This is a genomic window from Acinetobacter sp. 129952, from assembly GCF_056642055.1.
In genome coordinates, this window is the sequence record NZ_JBWVSU010000002.1 from 1 (window position 1) to 16714 (window position 16714).

14 protein-coding genes are annotated in these 16714 nt (G+C 43.4%); 4 read left to right on the forward strand and 10 right to left on the reverse strand.

All coding sequences use genetic code 11. The features are described 5' to 3' along the window. Nucleotides 1-599 precede the first annotated feature (599 nt). Nucleotides 600-1382 (reverse strand): peroxide stress protein YaaA, encoded by a 783-nt coding sequence (gene yaaA / locus AC1IR0_RS02390; RefSeq protein ID WP_409666362.1) that lies wholly within the window; start codon nt 1380-1382, stop codon nt 600-602. A gap of 123 nt (nt 1383-1505) precedes the next feature. Here yaaA and AC1IR0_RS02395 point away from each other — a divergent pair, with 123 nt between their 5' ends. Next, entirely contained in the window at nt 1506-2138 is a 633-nt protein-coding gene (locus tag AC1IR0_RS02395; protein ID WP_044113003.1) for an alpha/beta hydrolase, read from the forward strand. Nucleotides 2139-2170: 32 nt separating this feature from the next. On the opposite strand, the gene AC1IR0_RS02400 is transcribed toward AC1IR0_RS02395, so the two are convergent. The 5 genes from AC1IR0_RS02400 to pheA all read right to left on the reverse strand — a co-directional run bounded on the left by AC1IR0_RS02400 (nt 2171) and on the right by pheA (nt 7680). Continuing rightward, nucleotides 2171-2713 carry a GNAT family N-acetyltransferase gene (locus AC1IR0_RS02400; protein ID WP_004278982.1) on the reverse strand — a complete coding sequence of 181 codons (543 nt, stop codon included), beginning with the start codon at nt 2711-2713 and terminating at the stop codon, nt 2171-2173. Further along, nucleotides 2701-3063, reverse strand: coding sequence for a hypothetical protein (locus AC1IR0_RS02405; protein ID WP_004278984.1), 363 nt, complete (start codon nt 3061-3063; stop codon nt 2701-2703). The genes AC1IR0_RS02400 and AC1IR0_RS02405 overlap by 13 nt, the downstream gene beginning before the upstream one ends. A 99-nt stretch (nt 3064-3162) precedes the next feature. Further along, nucleotides 3163-5409: a bifunctional prephenate dehydrogenase/3-phosphoshikimate 1-carboxyvinyltransferase gene (locus tag AC1IR0_RS02410; RefSeq protein ID WP_479741155.1), complete on the reverse strand. Its 2247-nt coding sequence runs from the start codon at nt 5407-5409 to the stop codon at nt 3163-3165. Nucleotides 5410-5412: 3 nt separating this feature from the next. Then, on the reverse strand, nt 5413-6504 hold the full coding sequence (gene hisC / locus AC1IR0_RS02415; protein WP_253145771.1) for a histidinol-phosphate transaminase: 1092 nt from the start codon (nt 6502-6504) through the stop codon (nt 5413-5415). 66 nt (nt 6505-6570) lie between these two features. Further along, nucleotides 6571-7680 (reverse strand): prephenate dehydratase, encoded by a 1110-nt coding sequence (pheA, locus tag AC1IR0_RS02420; RefSeq protein WP_409666360.1) that lies wholly within the window; start codon nt 7678-7680, stop codon nt 6571-6573. Nucleotides 7681-8169: 489 nt separating this feature from the next. Here pheA and AC1IR0_RS02425 point away from each other — a divergent pair, with 489 nt between their 5' ends. Then, nucleotides 8170-8688 (forward strand): DJ-1/PfpI family protein, encoded by a 519-nt coding sequence (locus AC1IR0_RS02425; RefSeq protein ID WP_005106495.1) that lies wholly within the window; start codon nt 8170-8172, stop codon nt 8686-8688. An 85-nt stretch (nt 8689-8773) separates the two neighbouring features. Here AC1IR0_RS02425 and AC1IR0_RS02430 read toward each other — a convergent pair whose 3' ends face one another. Continuing rightward, the gene (locus tag AC1IR0_RS02430) at nt 8774-9916 is read right to left on the reverse strand and encodes an acyl-CoA dehydrogenase family protein (protein WP_114541957.1); all 1143 of its coding nucleotides are present in this window, start codon (nt 9914-9916) and stop codon (nt 8774-8776) included. Nucleotides 9917-10075: 159 nt separating this feature from the next. Beyond that, the gene (locus AC1IR0_RS02435; protein WP_195725817.1) at nt 10076-11419 is read right to left on the reverse strand and encodes a dicarboxylate/amino acid:cation symporter; all 1344 of its coding nucleotides are present in this window, start codon (nt 11417-11419) and stop codon (nt 10076-10078) included. 408 nt (nt 11420-11827) lie between these two features. Between AC1IR0_RS02435 and AC1IR0_RS02440 the strand changes: the two genes are divergently transcribed. Next, entirely contained in the window at nt 11828-12829 is a 1002-nt protein-coding gene (locus AC1IR0_RS02440; protein ID WP_409666359.1) for a glycosyl transferase family protein, read from the forward strand. 82 nt (nt 12830-12911) lie between these two features. Here the strand turns inward: AC1IR0_RS02440 and AC1IR0_RS02445 are convergent, their stop codons facing one another. Together AC1IR0_RS02445 and AC1IR0_RS02450 are read right to left on the reverse strand one after the other, a co-directional pair. Next, nucleotides 12912-13184, reverse strand: coding sequence for a YeaC family protein (locus AC1IR0_RS02445; protein WP_004278992.1), 273 nt, complete (start codon nt 13182-13184; stop codon nt 12912-12914). A gap of 3 nt (nt 13185-13187) precedes the next feature. After that, a complete protein-coding gene (locus AC1IR0_RS02450) occupies nt 13188-14126 on the reverse strand; it encodes an NAD(+) kinase (RefSeq protein ID WP_004645573.1) in 939 nt (312 codons plus the stop codon). A gap of 191 nt (nt 14127-14317) precedes the next feature. Between AC1IR0_RS02450 and mrcB the strand changes: the two genes are divergently transcribed. Then, nucleotides 14318-16708: a penicillin-binding protein 1B gene (gene mrcB, locus AC1IR0_RS02455; protein ID WP_129716499.1), complete on the forward strand. Its 2391-nt coding sequence runs from the start codon at nt 14318-14320 to the stop codon at nt 16706-16708. Nucleotides 16709-16714 lie beyond the last annotated feature (6 nt).

Consider the following 16714-nt stretch of genomic DNA (forward strand, 5'->3'; position numbering starts at 1 on the left):
CAGAATAACTTTCAACTTTTGCCAGTGTTGATCTGTCAGCATGGTACGAGGCATAGCGAATAGTAAAATTGGGTTTGGCGATTTGATTTTACTACTTCGCTATTTTTTTAAGCTAAAAGTGTCAACACACCCTAATTTTATGTCGTTTTATTTATTAATACTTAATTAATTTATAATTCTTTTTTTCAAAAAATCGATACTATTAAAAATTCTTTCAAATAAACAATAAATAATTGAATTTAATATATTTTTAAAAATCTCTAAAAGAAGTTTATTCAAAATTAAAATATGTAGATAAATGAAATCTAACCTATTCAATAGAACTTATTTCGGTTTATTTTATCGGCCTTTTCCAAGAATGCTTAACTTTAATTTTTAAAATAAAATGATCTAAATAAGGGAGATTTTGCGAGGGATTTCAAAGTGTTTAACGATATTTTTTATTTTTAACTATCTTGAAGTTTTCATTATGCAGTTCATCCACACTTCACTCATCATAGAGTCAAATCGTTGAACACTATTTAAGAACCTAACCATGATAAAGACATCCCAATATCCGGCATACATATCCTCATGCTGGATACTGGGAATCATCTCATTTATGCACTCAGTTGTTCATCACGCTTGAACACCAGTTCTCCTTTGAGTGAACTGTCTGCATCAAAATAATAGCCATTAGTATTAAAAGCTTTTAGCCCCTCTATACGATCAATTTTATTTTCAATCATAAAACGCGCCATGAGACCGCGTGCTTTTTTGGCATAGAAACTAATCACTTTATATTTGCCATTTTTCTGATCCAGAAATACCGGCTTGATAATGTCTGCCTGAATTTTGCGCTCGTTGACTGATTTGTAATATTCATCAGAAGCAATATTCACCAGAATTTCAGAATTTGCTGCGGTTAAATCCTGATTAATCAGATCAGTAATGTGATGAGCCCAGAACTCATATAGATTATGCCCACGGGAATTGGCTAACTTGGTTCCCATTTCCAGACGGTACGGCATCATTAGATCCAAAGGACGTAACAGTCCATATAATCCAGACAACATACGTAAACGGTCTTGTGCATAGTGCAGATCTTCGTGCTTCAAACTATAGGCATCCAGTCCGGTATAGACATCACCCTTAAATGCAAAAATCGCCTGACGGGCATTGGCTAAATTAAAATCCGGTTGCCAGTCATTAAAACGTGCGGTATTTAAAGTGGCAATTTTTTCACTAACACTCATTAAGCTGGAAATTTCTGTTGCAGAAAGTGTTCGACAAACGTTGATCAAGTCCTGTGAATGTTCTAATAATCTCGCTTGAGTAAATTGGTCAGTCGGTAATGGAGTATCGTAATCGAGAGTTTTGGCTGGAGAAATTAAAGCGAGCATGGCAACCTGGTCAAAAAATGATTAATCAAACTATATCAGTCTGCTTATTTTAATTCCAATTCATGTTTTTATTCACCATAATCGTTAAAATGCACGATTCTCCTGTTAATCATCGGTTTTTATATGCCCGAGCAAATTTTTCTTCAAGGGCCTGCGGGTCAGATTGAAGTTTTTGTGGATTATCCTCAGGGTGAAGTGAAAGGATTCGCGGTAGTTTGTCACCCCCATCCATTGCAAGGCGGTACACCACAACATAAGGTTCCGGTTTTACTGGCACAAATGTATCTGGAACGTGGCTGTATTGTGTATCGTCCAAGTTTCCGTGGTTCTGGTCAAAGTGCAGGTATACACGACGAGGGCTTCGGTGAAACGGATGATGTATTAGAAGTCATTCGGTTCGCTCGCAACCAGCATATTGCCCTGCCTTTTTATGCAGGCGGTTTTAGTTTTGGTGCGCATGTCATGGCAAAAAGCTATGCAGCCTTACCCGTAGAACTGCAACCAAAGCAAACCATTTTATGCGGTCTGCCAACTGCAACAGTGGCTGGTATTCGCCATTATGTTACGCCTGCAATTAAAGGCGACATCTTGTTCATTCATGGTGAAGCCGATGAAGTGACTTTGCTCTCAGATATGATTGAATGGGCAAAGCCACAACGCCATTTAGTGACCGTATTACCTGGTGCCAACCATTTCTTTACCGGCTATTTAAAGCAATTGCGGATCGCAATGACCCGGTACTTAGCGCTTGGCTAAATAAAAAAACCCATCAGATGATGGGTTTTTTATTAAAAGACAAAATCTTCTGCAAAAATTTCATACATCACAGCCCGATATTTAGGCTTATCGATGTAGCGGATAATTTTTCCGCCCAAGCGTTCTGCAATTTTACGGCTAGCCCAGTTTTCTTCTGCTACCGGGTAGCTTAAAACTTGAATCCCTAATGTATTGAAAGCATAAGCCACAACACAATGCACTACCTCATGTCCATAATGATGACCATGTGCAGTTTCACGAATCCAAATACCGACTTCAGGTATTTCATCATGAAGTCGATGCAAACCACATAGCCCAATAAATTCTTGTGTTTCAATATGACGGATCACAAATACATATTCTTTATAATCAGTCATATTTTCCAGCCAATTTTGCCAGACTGTTGCAAATCCCTGTTCAGATTGTGGTGGGTCCCACGCCATAAAACGTGTCAAACTCGGCGTAATTGAAGCATAAGTTTCTTTGGCATCGGCTGATTTAAAACAATTCAGGATCAAGCGTTTACTTTGCAGTGTAGGCAAAGCTGATTGAGTCTGTTGAATTAGCTCTTCCATTCAAACTCGCTAAAGCGTTCCTGCTCTTTTAGAGAGGTTTCCACTGCCTGTGCAAGCTGATTAAGCAAACTTCTTTCGGTGATACGATCCAGCCAGTCCTGTTCTTCTTCAGGATATGAGGCAATCTCACAGACCAGATGCCCTTGTTCATCTCTGGTTTCGCAACTCACTGATAAAGGCAGCGCATGTTCTTCTACGCTGACGGCAACCTGAGCACCACTTTGGCTTAAGGTCTGAAAACCGTATTTACCTAATTTTTCGGCAAGTAAATGTGCTACATATTCCTGGGTTTCTTGACCATCCCGTGGTGTTTGGCTCTGGGTATTGGCCATGAATTTTAATTTTCGCATCGCTACTTCCAAATGGCTTTTTTCTTATATGGGTTTAGCATAAGCAATATAAACAAAACAGCCAAGCAAAAGCTTGGCTGTTTCACATAATTTTAAAAATTATTCTGATACTTGAATTGGCAGTCCTGCGATTGAGGTCAATTCTGTGAAGGTCGGGAAACTGGTTGCGACCGTTTCGGTTCCGACAATCTTGATCTGCTCCGAATTACGCAAACCGGCAATCGAAAAACTCATCGCGATACGGTGATCGTGATGCGATTCAATTTCACCACCCGTAAAGATTGGCAACCAGTTACCGGACTTACCCTTACCTTCAATGATGATGCCATCTTCAGTTGGGGTACAGTCGATGCCCATGGTTTGAAGACCATCTGCCATGACCTGAATACGATCCGATTCTTTCACGCGAAGCTCGGCAGCACCGGTCAAAATTGTCTGACCTTCAGCACATGCAGCGGCAATGAATAGCGCCGGGAATTCATCAATTGCTAATGGCACCTGATCTTCCGGCATATGAATCCCTTTTAATGTACGTGTACCACGAATACGGATATCAGCAATCGGTTCACCGCCCGCAATACGCTCGTTTTCAACTGTAATGTCCGCACCCATTTGCTTGAGGATTTCAATCACACCAGTACGGGTCGGGTTAATGCCTACCGCTTCAAGGGTGACGTCCGAGTTTTCAGTAATCGCAGCGCCGACCATAAAGAAAGCAGCAGAAGAAATATCTGAAGGCACCTGAATATTGGTTCCGCTCAGCTTTCCGCCACCTTGTAATGAAATACGATTGCCTTCGGTTTTCACTTCGTAACCAAATGCACGCAACATACGTTCAGTATGATCGCGGGTTGGTTCAGGTTCAGTCACCGAAGTTTCACCTTCTGCCCATAGACCTGCAAGTAAAATTCCTGATTTCACCTGAGCAGAAGCCATTGGCAAATCGTACTGAATCCCTTTAAGGTTTTGATTACCGGTAATGGATACAGGTGGTGTACCGCGTTCACCTGTGGTCTGGATCTGCGCGCCCATTTCACGTAAAGGCTTGGCAATACGCTCCATTGGACGTTTAGACAATGACGCATCCCCTGTCATCACTGAATCAAATTTCTGTGCTGCTAGCATACCTGACAGCAAACGCATTGAAGTGCCTGAGTTGCCCATATAAATGGCAGACTGCGGCGCTTTTAAGCCTTGCATGCCAACACCATGAATGGTGACTTCACCATTTTTAGGGCCTTCAATGCTGACTCCCATATCACGGAAAGCTTGCAGTGTCGCTAGAGCATCCTCACCTTCCAAAAAGCCGGTCACATGTGTGGTACCTTCTGCAATCGCACCAAACATGATCGAGCGATGTGACACAGATTTGTCACCTGGCACGGTAAATTTACCCTGAAATTTCTTGGCACCCGGCTGAATGGTAAATTGTTGTGTCACTTTATTTTTCTCCATGAAAGGTTTCTTGGCGAGCATATGGTTGAAATGCTGGCGAGCTGCCTGCGCATGACCCAATAAGCCCATCAATGCGTGGGAATCTTCATCTTCAATCAATTTGCGAATAATCGCGAGCTGCTGTTCAAAGCCATCAACAGCATTCAGAACTGCTTTTTTGTTGGCAAAAAAGATGTCATGCCACATTTGTGGATCGCTAGCGGCAATTCGCGAGAAATCCCGGAAGCCACCGGCAGCATAACGAAATATATCTAAATTGTCTTCACGCTTGGCCAATTGCTCAACCAAGTTGAATGCCATGAGATGCGGAAGATGACTGGTATGCGCCAGCACTTCATCGTGCTTGTCGACATCCATACAAATCACTTCGGCTTTCGCCGCTTGCCACAGCTGAATCAGTTTATCGACGGCCCAGTCTGCACTGCTTGGCAGTGGTGTCAAAATCACTTTGTGATTGGCAAATAAATCAACTTTACCTGCATGTACCCCAGTATGCTCGGCACCTGCAATCGGATGGCCCGGTACAAAACCTTCAGGCAGTTCATCGCCAAAAACCGCTTTCGCTGCATCGACCACATTACCTTTGGTACTACCAACATCAGTAATAATGGTATTGGGAGATAAATAAGGCTGAATGGCTTCCAACACCTTTTGCGTGGCACGTACCGGCAATGCAAGCACTACCAGATCAGCACCTTTGACCGCCTCTATAGGATCGGCATAGCCTTCGGAAATCAGGCCAAGAGATTTAGCATCTTCCAAAGTCTTTTGTGAACGTGTCGATGCAACAATGTCATTGGCCAAATGCTCGGCTCGAATGACACGCGCCAGACTTGAACCAATCAGTCCAAGCCCGATAAATGCAACTTTTTCAAACAGTGGCTGCGACATGGTCTAAGCTTTTGCCTCTAAACCGAGTACTTTAGCCAATGCGCTCAAGAATTTCGCATTTTCTGTTTCAGTACCAATCGATACACGAATGTGATTAGAAATACCAACCGGACGCACAATTACCCCTTGTTTGAGTAAACCATTAAAGGTTGCTGATGGGTCAGCCTGCACATCCACCAAGATAAAGTTGGCACGTGAAGGCACATAGTTAAGACCCAAAGCCTTAAAACCAGCTTCAAGTTGCGCCATACCGGCTTTATTCACTTCACGAGAACGCGCGATAAAATCTTCATCTTTCAGTGCAGCCACCGCAGCCACCATCGCAAGATGGTTGACATTAAATGGCTGACGAATACGATTGAGATAATCCGTCACTTCTACTGAAGCCAGAGCAAAACCAACACGTAGTGCAGCCAAACCATAGCACTTCGACAAAGTACGGCTAACGATCAGGTTTGGATATTGCGCGAGGAATTTCAAGCTGTTGAAGTTTTCCGGGAAATATTCCACATAGGCTTCATCCAGAACCACGATGACATTGGCAGGAACTTTTTGCATGAACGCTTCAAATTCAGCTTCTTCAAACCAGGTTCCTGTTGGATTATTCGGGTTTGCAATGAAGACGAGTTTGGTATTGTCTTGAATTGCAGCCGCCATTGCTTCCAAGTCATGCGAAAAGCCTTTAGCTGGCACTTCAATCGCTTGTGCATTAATGGCTTGAGTCACCAATGCATAAACTGCAAAAGCATGCTGGCTATACACCACCGAATCATTTTCTGAAACGAATGCGCGGGCAAACATTTCCAGTAAGTCGTTTGAACCATTCCCCAAGGTAATCTGATCGTGATTAAAACCAAACTGGGCCTTGATCTGATCTTTCAGGATAAAACCACCACCATCCGGATAACGGCCAATTTCAGAAATTTCCGCAGCGACCGCTTCTTTGACTTTATCTGAACAACCCAGCGGATTTTCATTTGAAGCCAGTTTGACGATATCGGTAAGACCCAACTCGCGCTCAAGTTCACTGATCGGTTTACCCGGTTGATATGGCTTTAATTTTGAGATGCCTGAATTGGCTGGAACAAACGACATTTTAGACTTCCAATTTTAGGTATAAAACAGTGGTAAGCACCCTCGCCCTGACCACGTATAGCTGACTTAAAGTACAGCTGCAGGATATGAACCGAGCACGCGAACTTCTTTAACCAAAGGACGAATTTCTTCAATGGCTGCTTTCACGTGTTCCTGCTCAATATGGCCTTCAAGATCAATGAAGAACACATAAGCCCATTTTTCAGGAAGTGCAGGCCGGGTTTCAATACTGGTCAGGCTGATATTATGCTTGGCAAATGGCGACAGAATTTCCAGCAAAGCCCCGGCACGATCATGTGCTGAAATCAGTAATGAAGTCTTGTCATTACCGCTTTGTGGCACTTTTTCACGGCCAATCACCAGGAAGCGTGTGGTATTTTCCGGATTATCCTCGATATTGCTATGCATGATTTCGAGATCATAAATGCTCGCAGCAATTTCAGAGGCAATCGCGGCAGAATGCCATTCATTACGAATACGGCGCGCTGCTTCTGCGTTGGAGCTTAAAGCGACACGTTCCACGCCTGGATAATGCGCATCCAGCCACTTACGGCACTGTGCCAAAGTCTGCTGATGCGCATAAATCTGTTTGATGCTGTCTTTACGGGTATTTTCAGAAATCAGGAACTGATGGTGAATCGGTAATTCAACTTCGCCAATCACATTCAGGTTCGAGGTTTTGAAACAGTCTAAAGTATGGTTAACCACGCCTTCAGAGGAATTTTCTACCGGCACCAGACCATAATGGGCACTACCTGCTTCCACGTCACGGAAAACTTCATCAATGGTCGGTAAAGGACGAACCACAGCATCATGGCCAAAGTGCTTGAGTACCGCAGAATGGGTATAAGTCCCGACTGGTCCCAAGAAAGCAATGCTTTGCGGAGCTTCAAGTGCCAGACAGGCCGACATGATTTCACGGAACAGACGTGCCATGGTGGTATCAGACAATGGCCCTTCATTACGTTCCATGACATTACGCAAAACCTGAGCTTCACGTTCTGGACGGTAAAACAGCGGATTCTCTTCTGAAGCAAACTTTGCTTTTGCCACAGCTTCAGCCAAACGTGCCCGACGGTTAATCAATTGCTGAATTTGCTGATCAACAGAATCGATATCTTCACGAATTTTTGCCAAATCAAGAGAAGTCGTGGTGTTTTGATCGTCGTTGATCATTGTTCTGTCGCCCTTCATAAACCTTATCTGTTCAGTATAACAATAGTGAGCTTTCAAATGTTACGCAATATGACATTGGTAGATTAAGTCTTAAAAACATACAGTTGATTTTAACCATTTATCGCTTTTGGTCATATCTGGTAACATTTACTTCAGCTTTTCTGCTTGATTTACATTATTAAATTGTAAACTTTGCCTGTCCATATTAACTGATTTTAAGGAAGATGAAATATCACTATTTCTTAATCTATATAGCGGTTTTAAGCATAAGAAAATTAAAATAATTGCTTCGCAAACGTCATTTTTGAACCATTCATATCTAAGATAGATTTCACAATAAAATGCACACTCTGCAATCCCACTTTTATCGACTTCTCTTTGATTTCACTTATTTTTTTTACATTAAATCACTACTCAATTACAAAGCAGAGACGATTTTTTAACCAATCATAGATAGTCTAACTTAAAACAAGCGTTTGGGGGTCAGTCATGCCAAAAAGAATAGCTGTACTTTTGACGAATAATTTTGAAGATCAGGAATATCTTGAACCCGTTGCAGCCTTGCTGGAAGCAAAGCATAGCATCTGTAATATTGAGTTTAATGCAGGAAAAGTGGTCTATGGTCTGCATGGCTGTTCTGCAGTGACGATTGACCGGGACATCGAACAAATCAGTATTGATGATTTTGATGCCTTGCTGATTCCTGGCGGTGAATCTGCAGTTTCTTTATCTACCGATATGCGGGTGCTGCAATTTATCCAGGCTTTTAATCAAGCCAAGAAAACCATCTTTAGTTTATGTGATGCATCATTATTACTGTGTGAAGCAGATGTGCTGAAAAATCGAATTATTACCAGTATTCGCGCGCATGCCAGTCGCGTACAACGTGCCGGTGGAACGTATTATGATGCAGAACTGGTGAATGACAATAATCAGTTGATTTCATCGCGTCTACCCAATGATTTACCCATTTTTATTCATGAATGTTTGGATGTCTTAAAATCATAAAGTCTTAAAAAATATTTCCCATCTTGGCTATGTTCTCCCCCTATAAAAAAGAGTCCTTCGGGACTCTTTTTTTATGAGTGAGCTATTAACGTCCTAACAGACCACGTGCCACTATCTCTTTCATGATTTCATTAGTACCACCATAAATCCGCTGAATCCGCGCATCAACGAAGAAACGTGAAATTGGATATTCAGTCATATAGCCATAACCCCCAAATAATTGCAGGAGATTGTCCGCGATTTTCATCTGCATATCGGTAGAAAAACTTTTCAATGCCGCTGCAGTTTCTACATCCAGCTTCCCTTGCATATAAAGCTCAAGATTCTGGTTATAAAATGCTGCAGTTGCCAATTCATCAATTTTCGCTTGCGCCAACACAAAACGAGTATTCTGGAATTGACCGATCGCCTGACCAAAAGCCTGACGCTCTTTCACATATTGTGTGGTCACATCGATCGAGCCACGAATGGCGCCTAGAGCGGTGGCAGCGATGGCGGTACGCTCACGTGGCAATTCCTGCATCAGGTAAGCAAATCCCTGTCCCGGCTGACCCAGTAATTGGTCCTTTGGCACTTTAACATTGTCGAAGAACAGTTCAGACGTATCCTGAGCATGCAGACCAATCTTGTCCAGATTAGTGCCTTTTTTAAAGCCTTCCAGATGGGTATCGACCAGCAGCAATGAAACGCCTTTAGCTCGGGCTTGAGGATCGGTTTTGACCGCAAGCACCACCAAGTCAGCATGCTGACCATTGGAAATGAAGGTTTTTGAGCCATTTAACAGATAATATTCATCCTGCAAGATGGCACTAGTACGCATGGCTTGCAAATCTGAACCTGCACCTGGCTCGGTCATGCCAATCGCACCGACCACTTCACCGGTGACCATTTTTGGTAACCAGTATTTTTTCTGTTCTTCAGTACCAATATGCAGGATATACGGTGCTGCAATATCGGAATGACAAGACAGACCTGTGGCAATGGCACTGTATCCGGCACGTGCAGATTCTTCGATCAGCATCAAGGAATAATCGGTCGGCACCCCATAGCCACCATATTCTTCTGGGACATCGACACACAAGAAGCCATTTTCACCGAGTGCATTCCAGACTGAACGCGGCATCAGACCTTCACGTTCCCACTGGTCGTAGTACGGTGCGACATGTTCGTTCATAAAGCGTTTAAAATTATCGCGGAATAATTCTAGATCGGCATCGTAGGCAAGCATTCTATTGTCCTTGTTGTTTATCATTTTAGTTTCCTTTTCACAGACTAGCGACTTTCATGCTCCCTGTCATGTGCCGGCATTCATCTTTTTACTAACTTCACAGTCAATAAAAAAGGGAAGCCGAAGCTTCCCTTTTAGACACGAAAGACAGACTCAAACTTAGTGAGCGTTATTGCCTTCTTGCGCCATTTTTTCATCAATTTCTGCTGGATTCGCTAAAGCGTAGTTCAACTTGTCCATATCTAACTGGCCCACCCATTTCGCAACCACTAAAGTCGCCAAAGAGTTACCAACCAGATTGGTCAAGGCACGAGCTTCAGACATGAAACGGTCAATACCGAGAATCAACGCCAGACCTGCCACAGGAATATTCCCTACAGCAGCCAAGGTTGCCGCCATCACAATAAAGCCTGAACCAGTCACGCCTGCCGCACCCTTAGATGAGATCAGAAGTACCAGAAGCAGGGTAATTTGATGAGACAAATCAAGTTGTGTATTGGTCGCTTGTGCAATGAAGATCGCAGCCATCGTCAAGTAAATCGACGTACCATCCAGGTTAAATGAATAACCAGTTGGAATTACCAGGCCTACCACTGATTTTTCAGCACCGGCAAGTTCCAGTTTCTTCAACATACGTGGCAGTACTGATTCTGAAGATGACGTCCCCAGTACAATCAGAAGTTCTTCGCGAATCAGGCGGATCATCTTCATGATGCTGAACCCTGCGAAACGCGCAATTGAGCCCAATACGATGAAAATAAACAGTACGCAGGTAACATAGAAACAAATGATCAACTGTGCCAGCTGAGCAAGAGAACCAATACCATATTTACCAATTGTAAACGCCATTGCACCAAATGCACCAATTGGAGCAAGTTTCATCACCATGTTCACGATGTTGAAAAACACATGTGAAATCTGGTCGATGAGTTTCAGGACTGGCTTGCCTTGATCACCTAGCTTATGCAGTGCAAAACCAAAGATGATCGCGAACAATAGAACTTGCAGGATTTCGCCTTCTGCAAATGCGCCCACAACCGTATTTGGAATGATGTTCATCAGGAAGTCGATAGTCGATTGTGACTCACCTGAAGCAACATATTTACTGATGCCACTGGTATCCAGTGAAGCAGGATCAACGTTCATGCCAACACCAGGTTTCACGATGTTAATCACGACCAGACCGATGACCAAAGCAATCGTGGATACGATCTCGAAGTAAAGTAAAGCAACACCACCAGTTTTACCCACTGATTTCATGCTTTCCATACCCGCAATACCGCTCACCACGGTACAGAAAATCACAGGTGCAATGATCATTTTAATCAGACGGATAAATGCATCACCAAGCGGTTTAAGCTGTTCGCCCAAGCCAGGGACATGTTGTTCTACGCCATTGATAATTTGCGTACCACTAGGCGAAAAATGCCCGACCAGAATACCTGCGATAATGGCCACAATCACTTGAAAATACAGTGACTTATAAATTGGTTGTTTCGCCATAATAAATCTACTTGAACGATATCAAAAATAAGAAAGACCATTTTGAGAAATATACTGACCTCTTCATCCCTTCTCAGGGTGAACCGGATCAAATCTCAAAAGGCCCAAGAGAATGTTCAAAATGATAATCAGCCATGCATTGAATCTGACACTCAGTATCAGACCAAAGTATTAAATGGGAGAAAGAGATTAAGAAAAATTAAACAGACTCTAAAAATTGCCTAAATTTTACCGAATATTCATACTAAATGTGCATAACTTATTATGCGCTTGTTTGCTTTTTAATCAATATTGGATTAGACATTAGTCGATAATCAGATTTAACTGATTGTTTTACGTATACTGAAAGGTTTATGGATTTTCATCCTCTCCCTTGACATTAATATTTTCTGCAAGCTGTAAAAAGTTATGAATACCAAAAGAAATATTTATAAAGATTTCGAACATCCCTTTGCCCAGTATGTACGCATTGTGGGTAAAGGGAAAAATGGCGCCCGCTCCCTCAGCTATGATGAAGCCTATCAAGCCTTCAGTATGATTTTGAAAAATGAAGTGCTGGATGTGCAGTTAGGTGCATTCTTGATGTTATTACGGGTCAAGGAAGAATCTGTAGATGAGTTGGCCGGTTTTGTACAGGCGACACGTGACCAGCTGAGTTTCAAAAAACTGGATGTCGATCTGGACTGGTCGTCCTATGCGGGCAAGCGCAAACATTATCCATGGTTTATTCTGGCAGCGCTGACGCTGGCCAAGCATGGTTATAATATTGTGATGCATGGTGCCTCGGGTCATACCATGAACCGCGTTTACACCGAACAGGTGCTGACTTACTTAGGCTATCCAATCTGTCAAAATGATGCTGAGGTTGAACAGCAGCTTCATCAACAGCATTTTGCCTATATCCCGCTAGAAGTAATTTCTCCGATTCTTGCAGACTTGATTGCGCTGCGTAATGTCATGGGCTTACGCTCCCCAATTCATACCCTGGCGCGTCTGATCAATCCCTTTAATGCCAAAGCGACCCTGCAAGCCATTTTCCATCCAGCATATCGTGGTTCGCATCAGCAAGCAGCTTTCCGCTTGGGCTATAAAAATAGTGCCGTGATTAAAGGTGAAGGGGGCGAATTCGAGCGTAATCCGGATGCCAAAACGCTCATCTGTGGCATTAAAGATGGCCTGCTCTATGAGCATGAATTGCCAAAGCTCACTGACAACCGCAGTCCAATTGAAGAAGAACTGGATCTGGCGCTATTTAAGGCTGTCTGGGACGGTCAGCAAAGCCATGATTATGGCGAGATTGCAGTGATAGAAACTATGGGCATTGCGCTATATACCATGGGCGTGTGTGACAGCTTTGAAGCTGCGATGCAAAAAGCCAAAATCTTATGGGCGAATCGCCACACGGTTTAATCTTGTGCAAAAGAAAAAAGCATTGTTCATTCACTGAACAATGCTTTTTTTAATTGTATTGCTATTGGCTGGGAATTAAGCCTTAAACAAAACGAATCGGCTTGAATTCAGGTTCATTCTTGTGATGATCATCATCACACTCCTCACCTTCTTCTTTAGTACCGCGATCGATATAACCGCTGCGCTCATTTTCAGGCAGGTTTTTCATTTCCCAGGCATACACTGCCTGCATACAGGTCTGACGTTGTTCTGGTGTCAAGGCTACACCGTTTGGCCACTTTCCAATTTCGACTGCTGTTCTTAGGCGTTCAACAATCTCAGGATTGAGTACGGCAAGCATTTGTTCAATATTCATGATTTAATCCTGCTTAAAATAATCAAAGTCCTGATTCCACCCCAATTTGGTTCGACAGGCATTATAAAAGTCATAACCCGGTGGATGCAGAAGATTCAGTTTAAAGGGATGCTTGCGAATATGGACGCTATCGCCCACATTCAAAGACACACTGTGTTGTCCATCCGCACTGACCATCGGCAGTACGCGATTTTCACGAATCAGTAATTTAATTTCACTATGTCCACCGACCACAATCGGGCGTGAAGACAAGGTATGCGGATGCATCGGCACCAAAGCAATCGCATCCATGCTTGGATGTACGATCGGGCCACCACCAGAAAGTGCATAAGCCGTAGAACCAGTCGGCGTAGAGACAATCAGGCCGTCACTGTGCTGACGATAGACATATTGTCCATCAATATTCAGTTCAAAATCGATCATATGTACCGATTTCCCTGAATGTAGCACCACATCATTTAGAGCAATGGCATCGTAAATCACTTCACCTTTGGAGCGAATTTCGACTTCGAGTAAAAAGCGTCGCTCAGTCTGAAAGTCACCCTTTAATACCTGATCCAGCTTGAATATCACTTCAGTCGGCTTGATATCCGTTAAAAAACCCAGACGACCACGGTTAACCCCGATCACCGGGGTATTGTACTTGACCAAGGCGCGTGCTGCATGTAACAGCGAACCGTCACCGCCCACGACAATCACCAGATCCACCACCTCACCCAATAAGGCACGACTGACGGTTTGGGTATTTTGATAGGGAACAAGTTCAGCTGTCGCTGCATCAAAAACTGGATGTAGGCCTAGATTGAGAAGATGATCGTGAATAAGGCATAAGGTTTCAACCACCGACGATTTATCAGGACGTCCTATTAACCCGATATTTCGAAAGGTCTTATGGGAAATTTGCACCAGTGTCGTCGCTCCGCTACGAATCCTGCTTATCATAACATTAAGCTATACCTGGATGACAATTTATAACAGTGCTTCATAGGTAGGAAATTATTTGAAATATATTCGAATTAAGGAGAAATTGTGGGGTTTCATTTTAATTTTAAGCGCATTTCTTGATTAAATATTGCAAAATAATGAAAAGCTTCGCATGATTAGCACAATTTCACAGGATCTTATAAGTATTTATGAAATCTGAACGTGGCATGGGGTTTCTTGCCTTAATTTTTTCTATTATTGTCATTTCTATCTTTGTAGCATTTAGTATCTATTTGATTAGATTAGACAATATTGTACGCGACAAGTTTGAAGGTCAGCGCTGGGATATTCCGGCCAAGGTCTTCGCACGTCCGATGGAAGTGTACGTGAATGCCCCAGTCAGCCTGCAGGATTTCCAACAAGAATTAAAATTACTCGGTTATAAAAATTCGGATAGTTATACTAAATCAGGCAACTTTGTCACCACGGGTAATACCCTGTATGTGCATACACGCGGCTTTGATTTTGGTGACCGGGTTGAACCGGAACAAATATTGAAAGTCAGTTTCAGCGGTGAACAGATTGCAGAAGTCAGCGCAACCAAACCGTCTTCAAGCGGGATTGCGCGTTTAGAACCTTTATTAATTGGTGGGATTTATCCGCAGCATAACGAAGACCGTGTGCTGATCAAGCTAAATAAAGTGCCTAAGCCCTTGATCGAAGCGCTGATCGCGACCGAAGACCGTAAGTTCTATGAGCATCATGGGGTTTCACCGCGTGGTATTGCACGTGCCGTAGTCAGCAATATTACCGGTGGTAAACGTCAGGGTGGCTCAACCTTGACCCAGCAGCTGGTCAAAAATTTCTATTTAACCCCTGAGCGCACCTTAAAACGTAAAGTGAATGAAGCCTTTATGGCGATGCTGATTGAATTGCATTATGACAAGAATGAAATTCTAGAAGCTTATCTGAATGAGGTAAATCTCGGCCAGAATGGTAACTACTCCATTAATGGTTATGGTCTGGCATCGCAGTTTTATTTTGGCCTGCCACTGCGTGAACTGAATATTTCCCAGCAAGCATTTTTGGTGGGTTTAGTCCAAGGCCCGAGTCTATACAATCCATGGCGCAATCCTGAAAGTGCGAAAAAACGCCGTGATATCGTCCTGAATAATATGCTGGTGATGGGCTATCTGACTCAGGAACAATATGAAAAAGAAACCGCACGTCCGTTAAATGTCATTTCAAAACCGACTTTAGGCCCTGCCCGCTTCCCGGATTTTCTGGATATTGTACGTCGTCAATTACGCACAGATTATCAGGAAACCGATCTGACCAATCAGGGTCTGCGCATTTTCACCACTTTAGACCCTCTGGCCCAAACCCGAATTCAGGACAGTTTTAAAGAAACGGTGGCGCGTTTAAGCAAATCCAATCCGGGTCGCCTGAAAGATTTACAGGGCGCAGTATTAGTATCGCATCCGGAAAATGGTGAGCTGGTAGCCGCAGTGGGTTCTACTCAAGATTTTACCGGCTTTAACCGTGCAGTCGATGCCAAACGTCAAGTCGGATCCCTGTTAAAGCCTGTGATCTACCTGAGTGCACTGGAATCAAACCGTTATCACTGGGCGAGCCCGATTGAAGACAGTGAAATCAGCATCAAAAGTGACGGCAAAACCTGGACACCGAAAAACTATAGTGGTCGTGGACATGGTGTCATTCCAATGTCGCAAGCCTTATCGCAATCTTATAACCTGTCCACTGTGCGTTTAGCACAAGAATTTGGCCTGTCTACCTTTATTAATCATCTGAAAAAATTTGGTGTAACTTCAGATATTCCATCTTATCCGTCGATTTACTTGGGTGCGGTAGATATGTCCCCGATGGAAGTGATGAACATTTACGGCAACTTTGCTACAGGCGGCTTTAAATATCCAACTAAAGCCATCCGCTCTGTGGTGGATGCCAACGGCCGCTCTCTGGATCGTTATAGCCTGAGTGTACAACCGACTATTGATCCTGCTTCCGCTTATGCCCTGAATTATGGCTTACAACAGGTCATGTCGAATGGTACAGGCCGTGCAGCCTATAACAGCTTGCCACGCAGTCTGAATCTTGCCGGTAAGTCCGGTACCACGAATGACAGCCGTGACTCATGGTTTGCCGGATATTCAGGTAATTATATGACCGTGGTCTGGCTCGGTCTGGATGACAACAAAGTCACTGGCTTGACCGGTTCATCGGGTGCCCTGCCCGTTTGGACCAATGTCATGAAACAGTTGCGCCAGAAACCGGTGAATCTGCCACAGCCGAATGAAATCGAATGGCATTGGCTAGATCGTCATACGGGTTTGTTGTCTGCACAAGGCTGTGAAGGCGCCATGTATATCCCGATTTCGCGTCATGCCCTGCCAAATCAGGCGACTGCCTGCGGCATCTCGCACTATGCGACGGAACCTTATGATATTGATTCAGAACCTGCGCCATCTGATGCTGAACAGGATGATATGAGTCGCTACATACAAGAAAGTGAAACAGAAATAGAACGCGATCTTGAGAGCGAAACCCGTATTATCGCCAGTGGAAGTTATAGCCATTAATTGAGT

What these genes read in the sequence shown, in the direction of transcription:
- yaaA (WP_409666362.1), bottom strand. Translation starts at nt 1,382, where the DNA reads ATGCTCGCTTTAATTTCTCCAGCCAAAACTCTCGATTACGATACTCCA.
- AC1IR0_RS02440 (WP_409666359.1), top strand. Translation starts at nt 11,828, where the DNA reads ATGAATACCAAAAGAAATATTTATAAAGATTTCGAACATCCCTTTGCC.
- hisC (WP_253145771.1), bottom strand. Translation starts at nt 6,504, where the DNA reads ATGTCGTTTGTTCCAGCCAATTCAGGCATCTCAAAATTAAAGCCATAT.
- AC1IR0_RS02425 (WP_005106495.1), top strand. Translation starts at nt 8,170, where the DNA reads ATGCCAAAAAGAATAGCTGTACTTTTGACGAATAATTTTGAAGATCAG.
- AC1IR0_RS02405 (WP_004278984.1), bottom strand. Translation starts at nt 3,063, where the DNA reads ATGCGAAAATTAAAATTCATGGCCAATACCCAGAGCCAAACACCACGG.
- mrcB (WP_129716499.1), top strand. Translation starts at nt 14,318, where the DNA reads ATGAAATCTGAACGTGGCATGGGGTTTCTTGCCTTAATTTTTTCTATT.
- AC1IR0_RS02400 (WP_004278982.1), bottom strand. Translation starts at nt 2,713, where the DNA reads ATGGAAGAGCTAATTCAACAGACTCAATCAGCTTTGCCTACACTGCAA.
- pheA (WP_409666360.1), bottom strand. Translation starts at nt 7,680, where the DNA reads ATGATCAACGACGATCAAAACACCACGACTTCTCTTGATTTGGCAAAA.
- AC1IR0_RS02435 (WP_195725817.1), bottom strand. Translation starts at nt 11,419, where the DNA reads ATGGCGAAACAACCAATTTATAAGTCACTGTATTTTCAAGTGATTGTG.
- AC1IR0_RS02445 (WP_004278992.1), bottom strand. Translation starts at nt 13,184, where the DNA reads ATGAATATTGAACAAATGCTTGCCGTACTCAATCCTGAGATTGTTGAA.
- AC1IR0_RS02430 (WP_114541957.1), bottom strand. Translation starts at nt 9,916, where the DNA reads ATGCTTGCCTACGATGCCGATCTAGAATTATTCCGCGATAATTTTAAA.
- AC1IR0_RS02450 (WP_004645573.1), bottom strand. Translation starts at nt 14,126, where the DNA reads ATGATAAGCAGGATTCGTAGCGGAGCGACGACACTGGTGCAAATTTCC.
- AC1IR0_RS02410 (WP_479741155.1), bottom strand. Translation starts at nt 5,409, where the DNA reads ATGTCGCAGCCACTGTTTGAAAAAGTTGCATTTATCGGGCTTGGACTG.
- AC1IR0_RS02395 (WP_044113003.1), top strand. Translation starts at nt 1,506, where the DNA reads ATGCCCGAGCAAATTTTTCTTCAAGGGCCTGCGGGTCAGATTGAAGTT.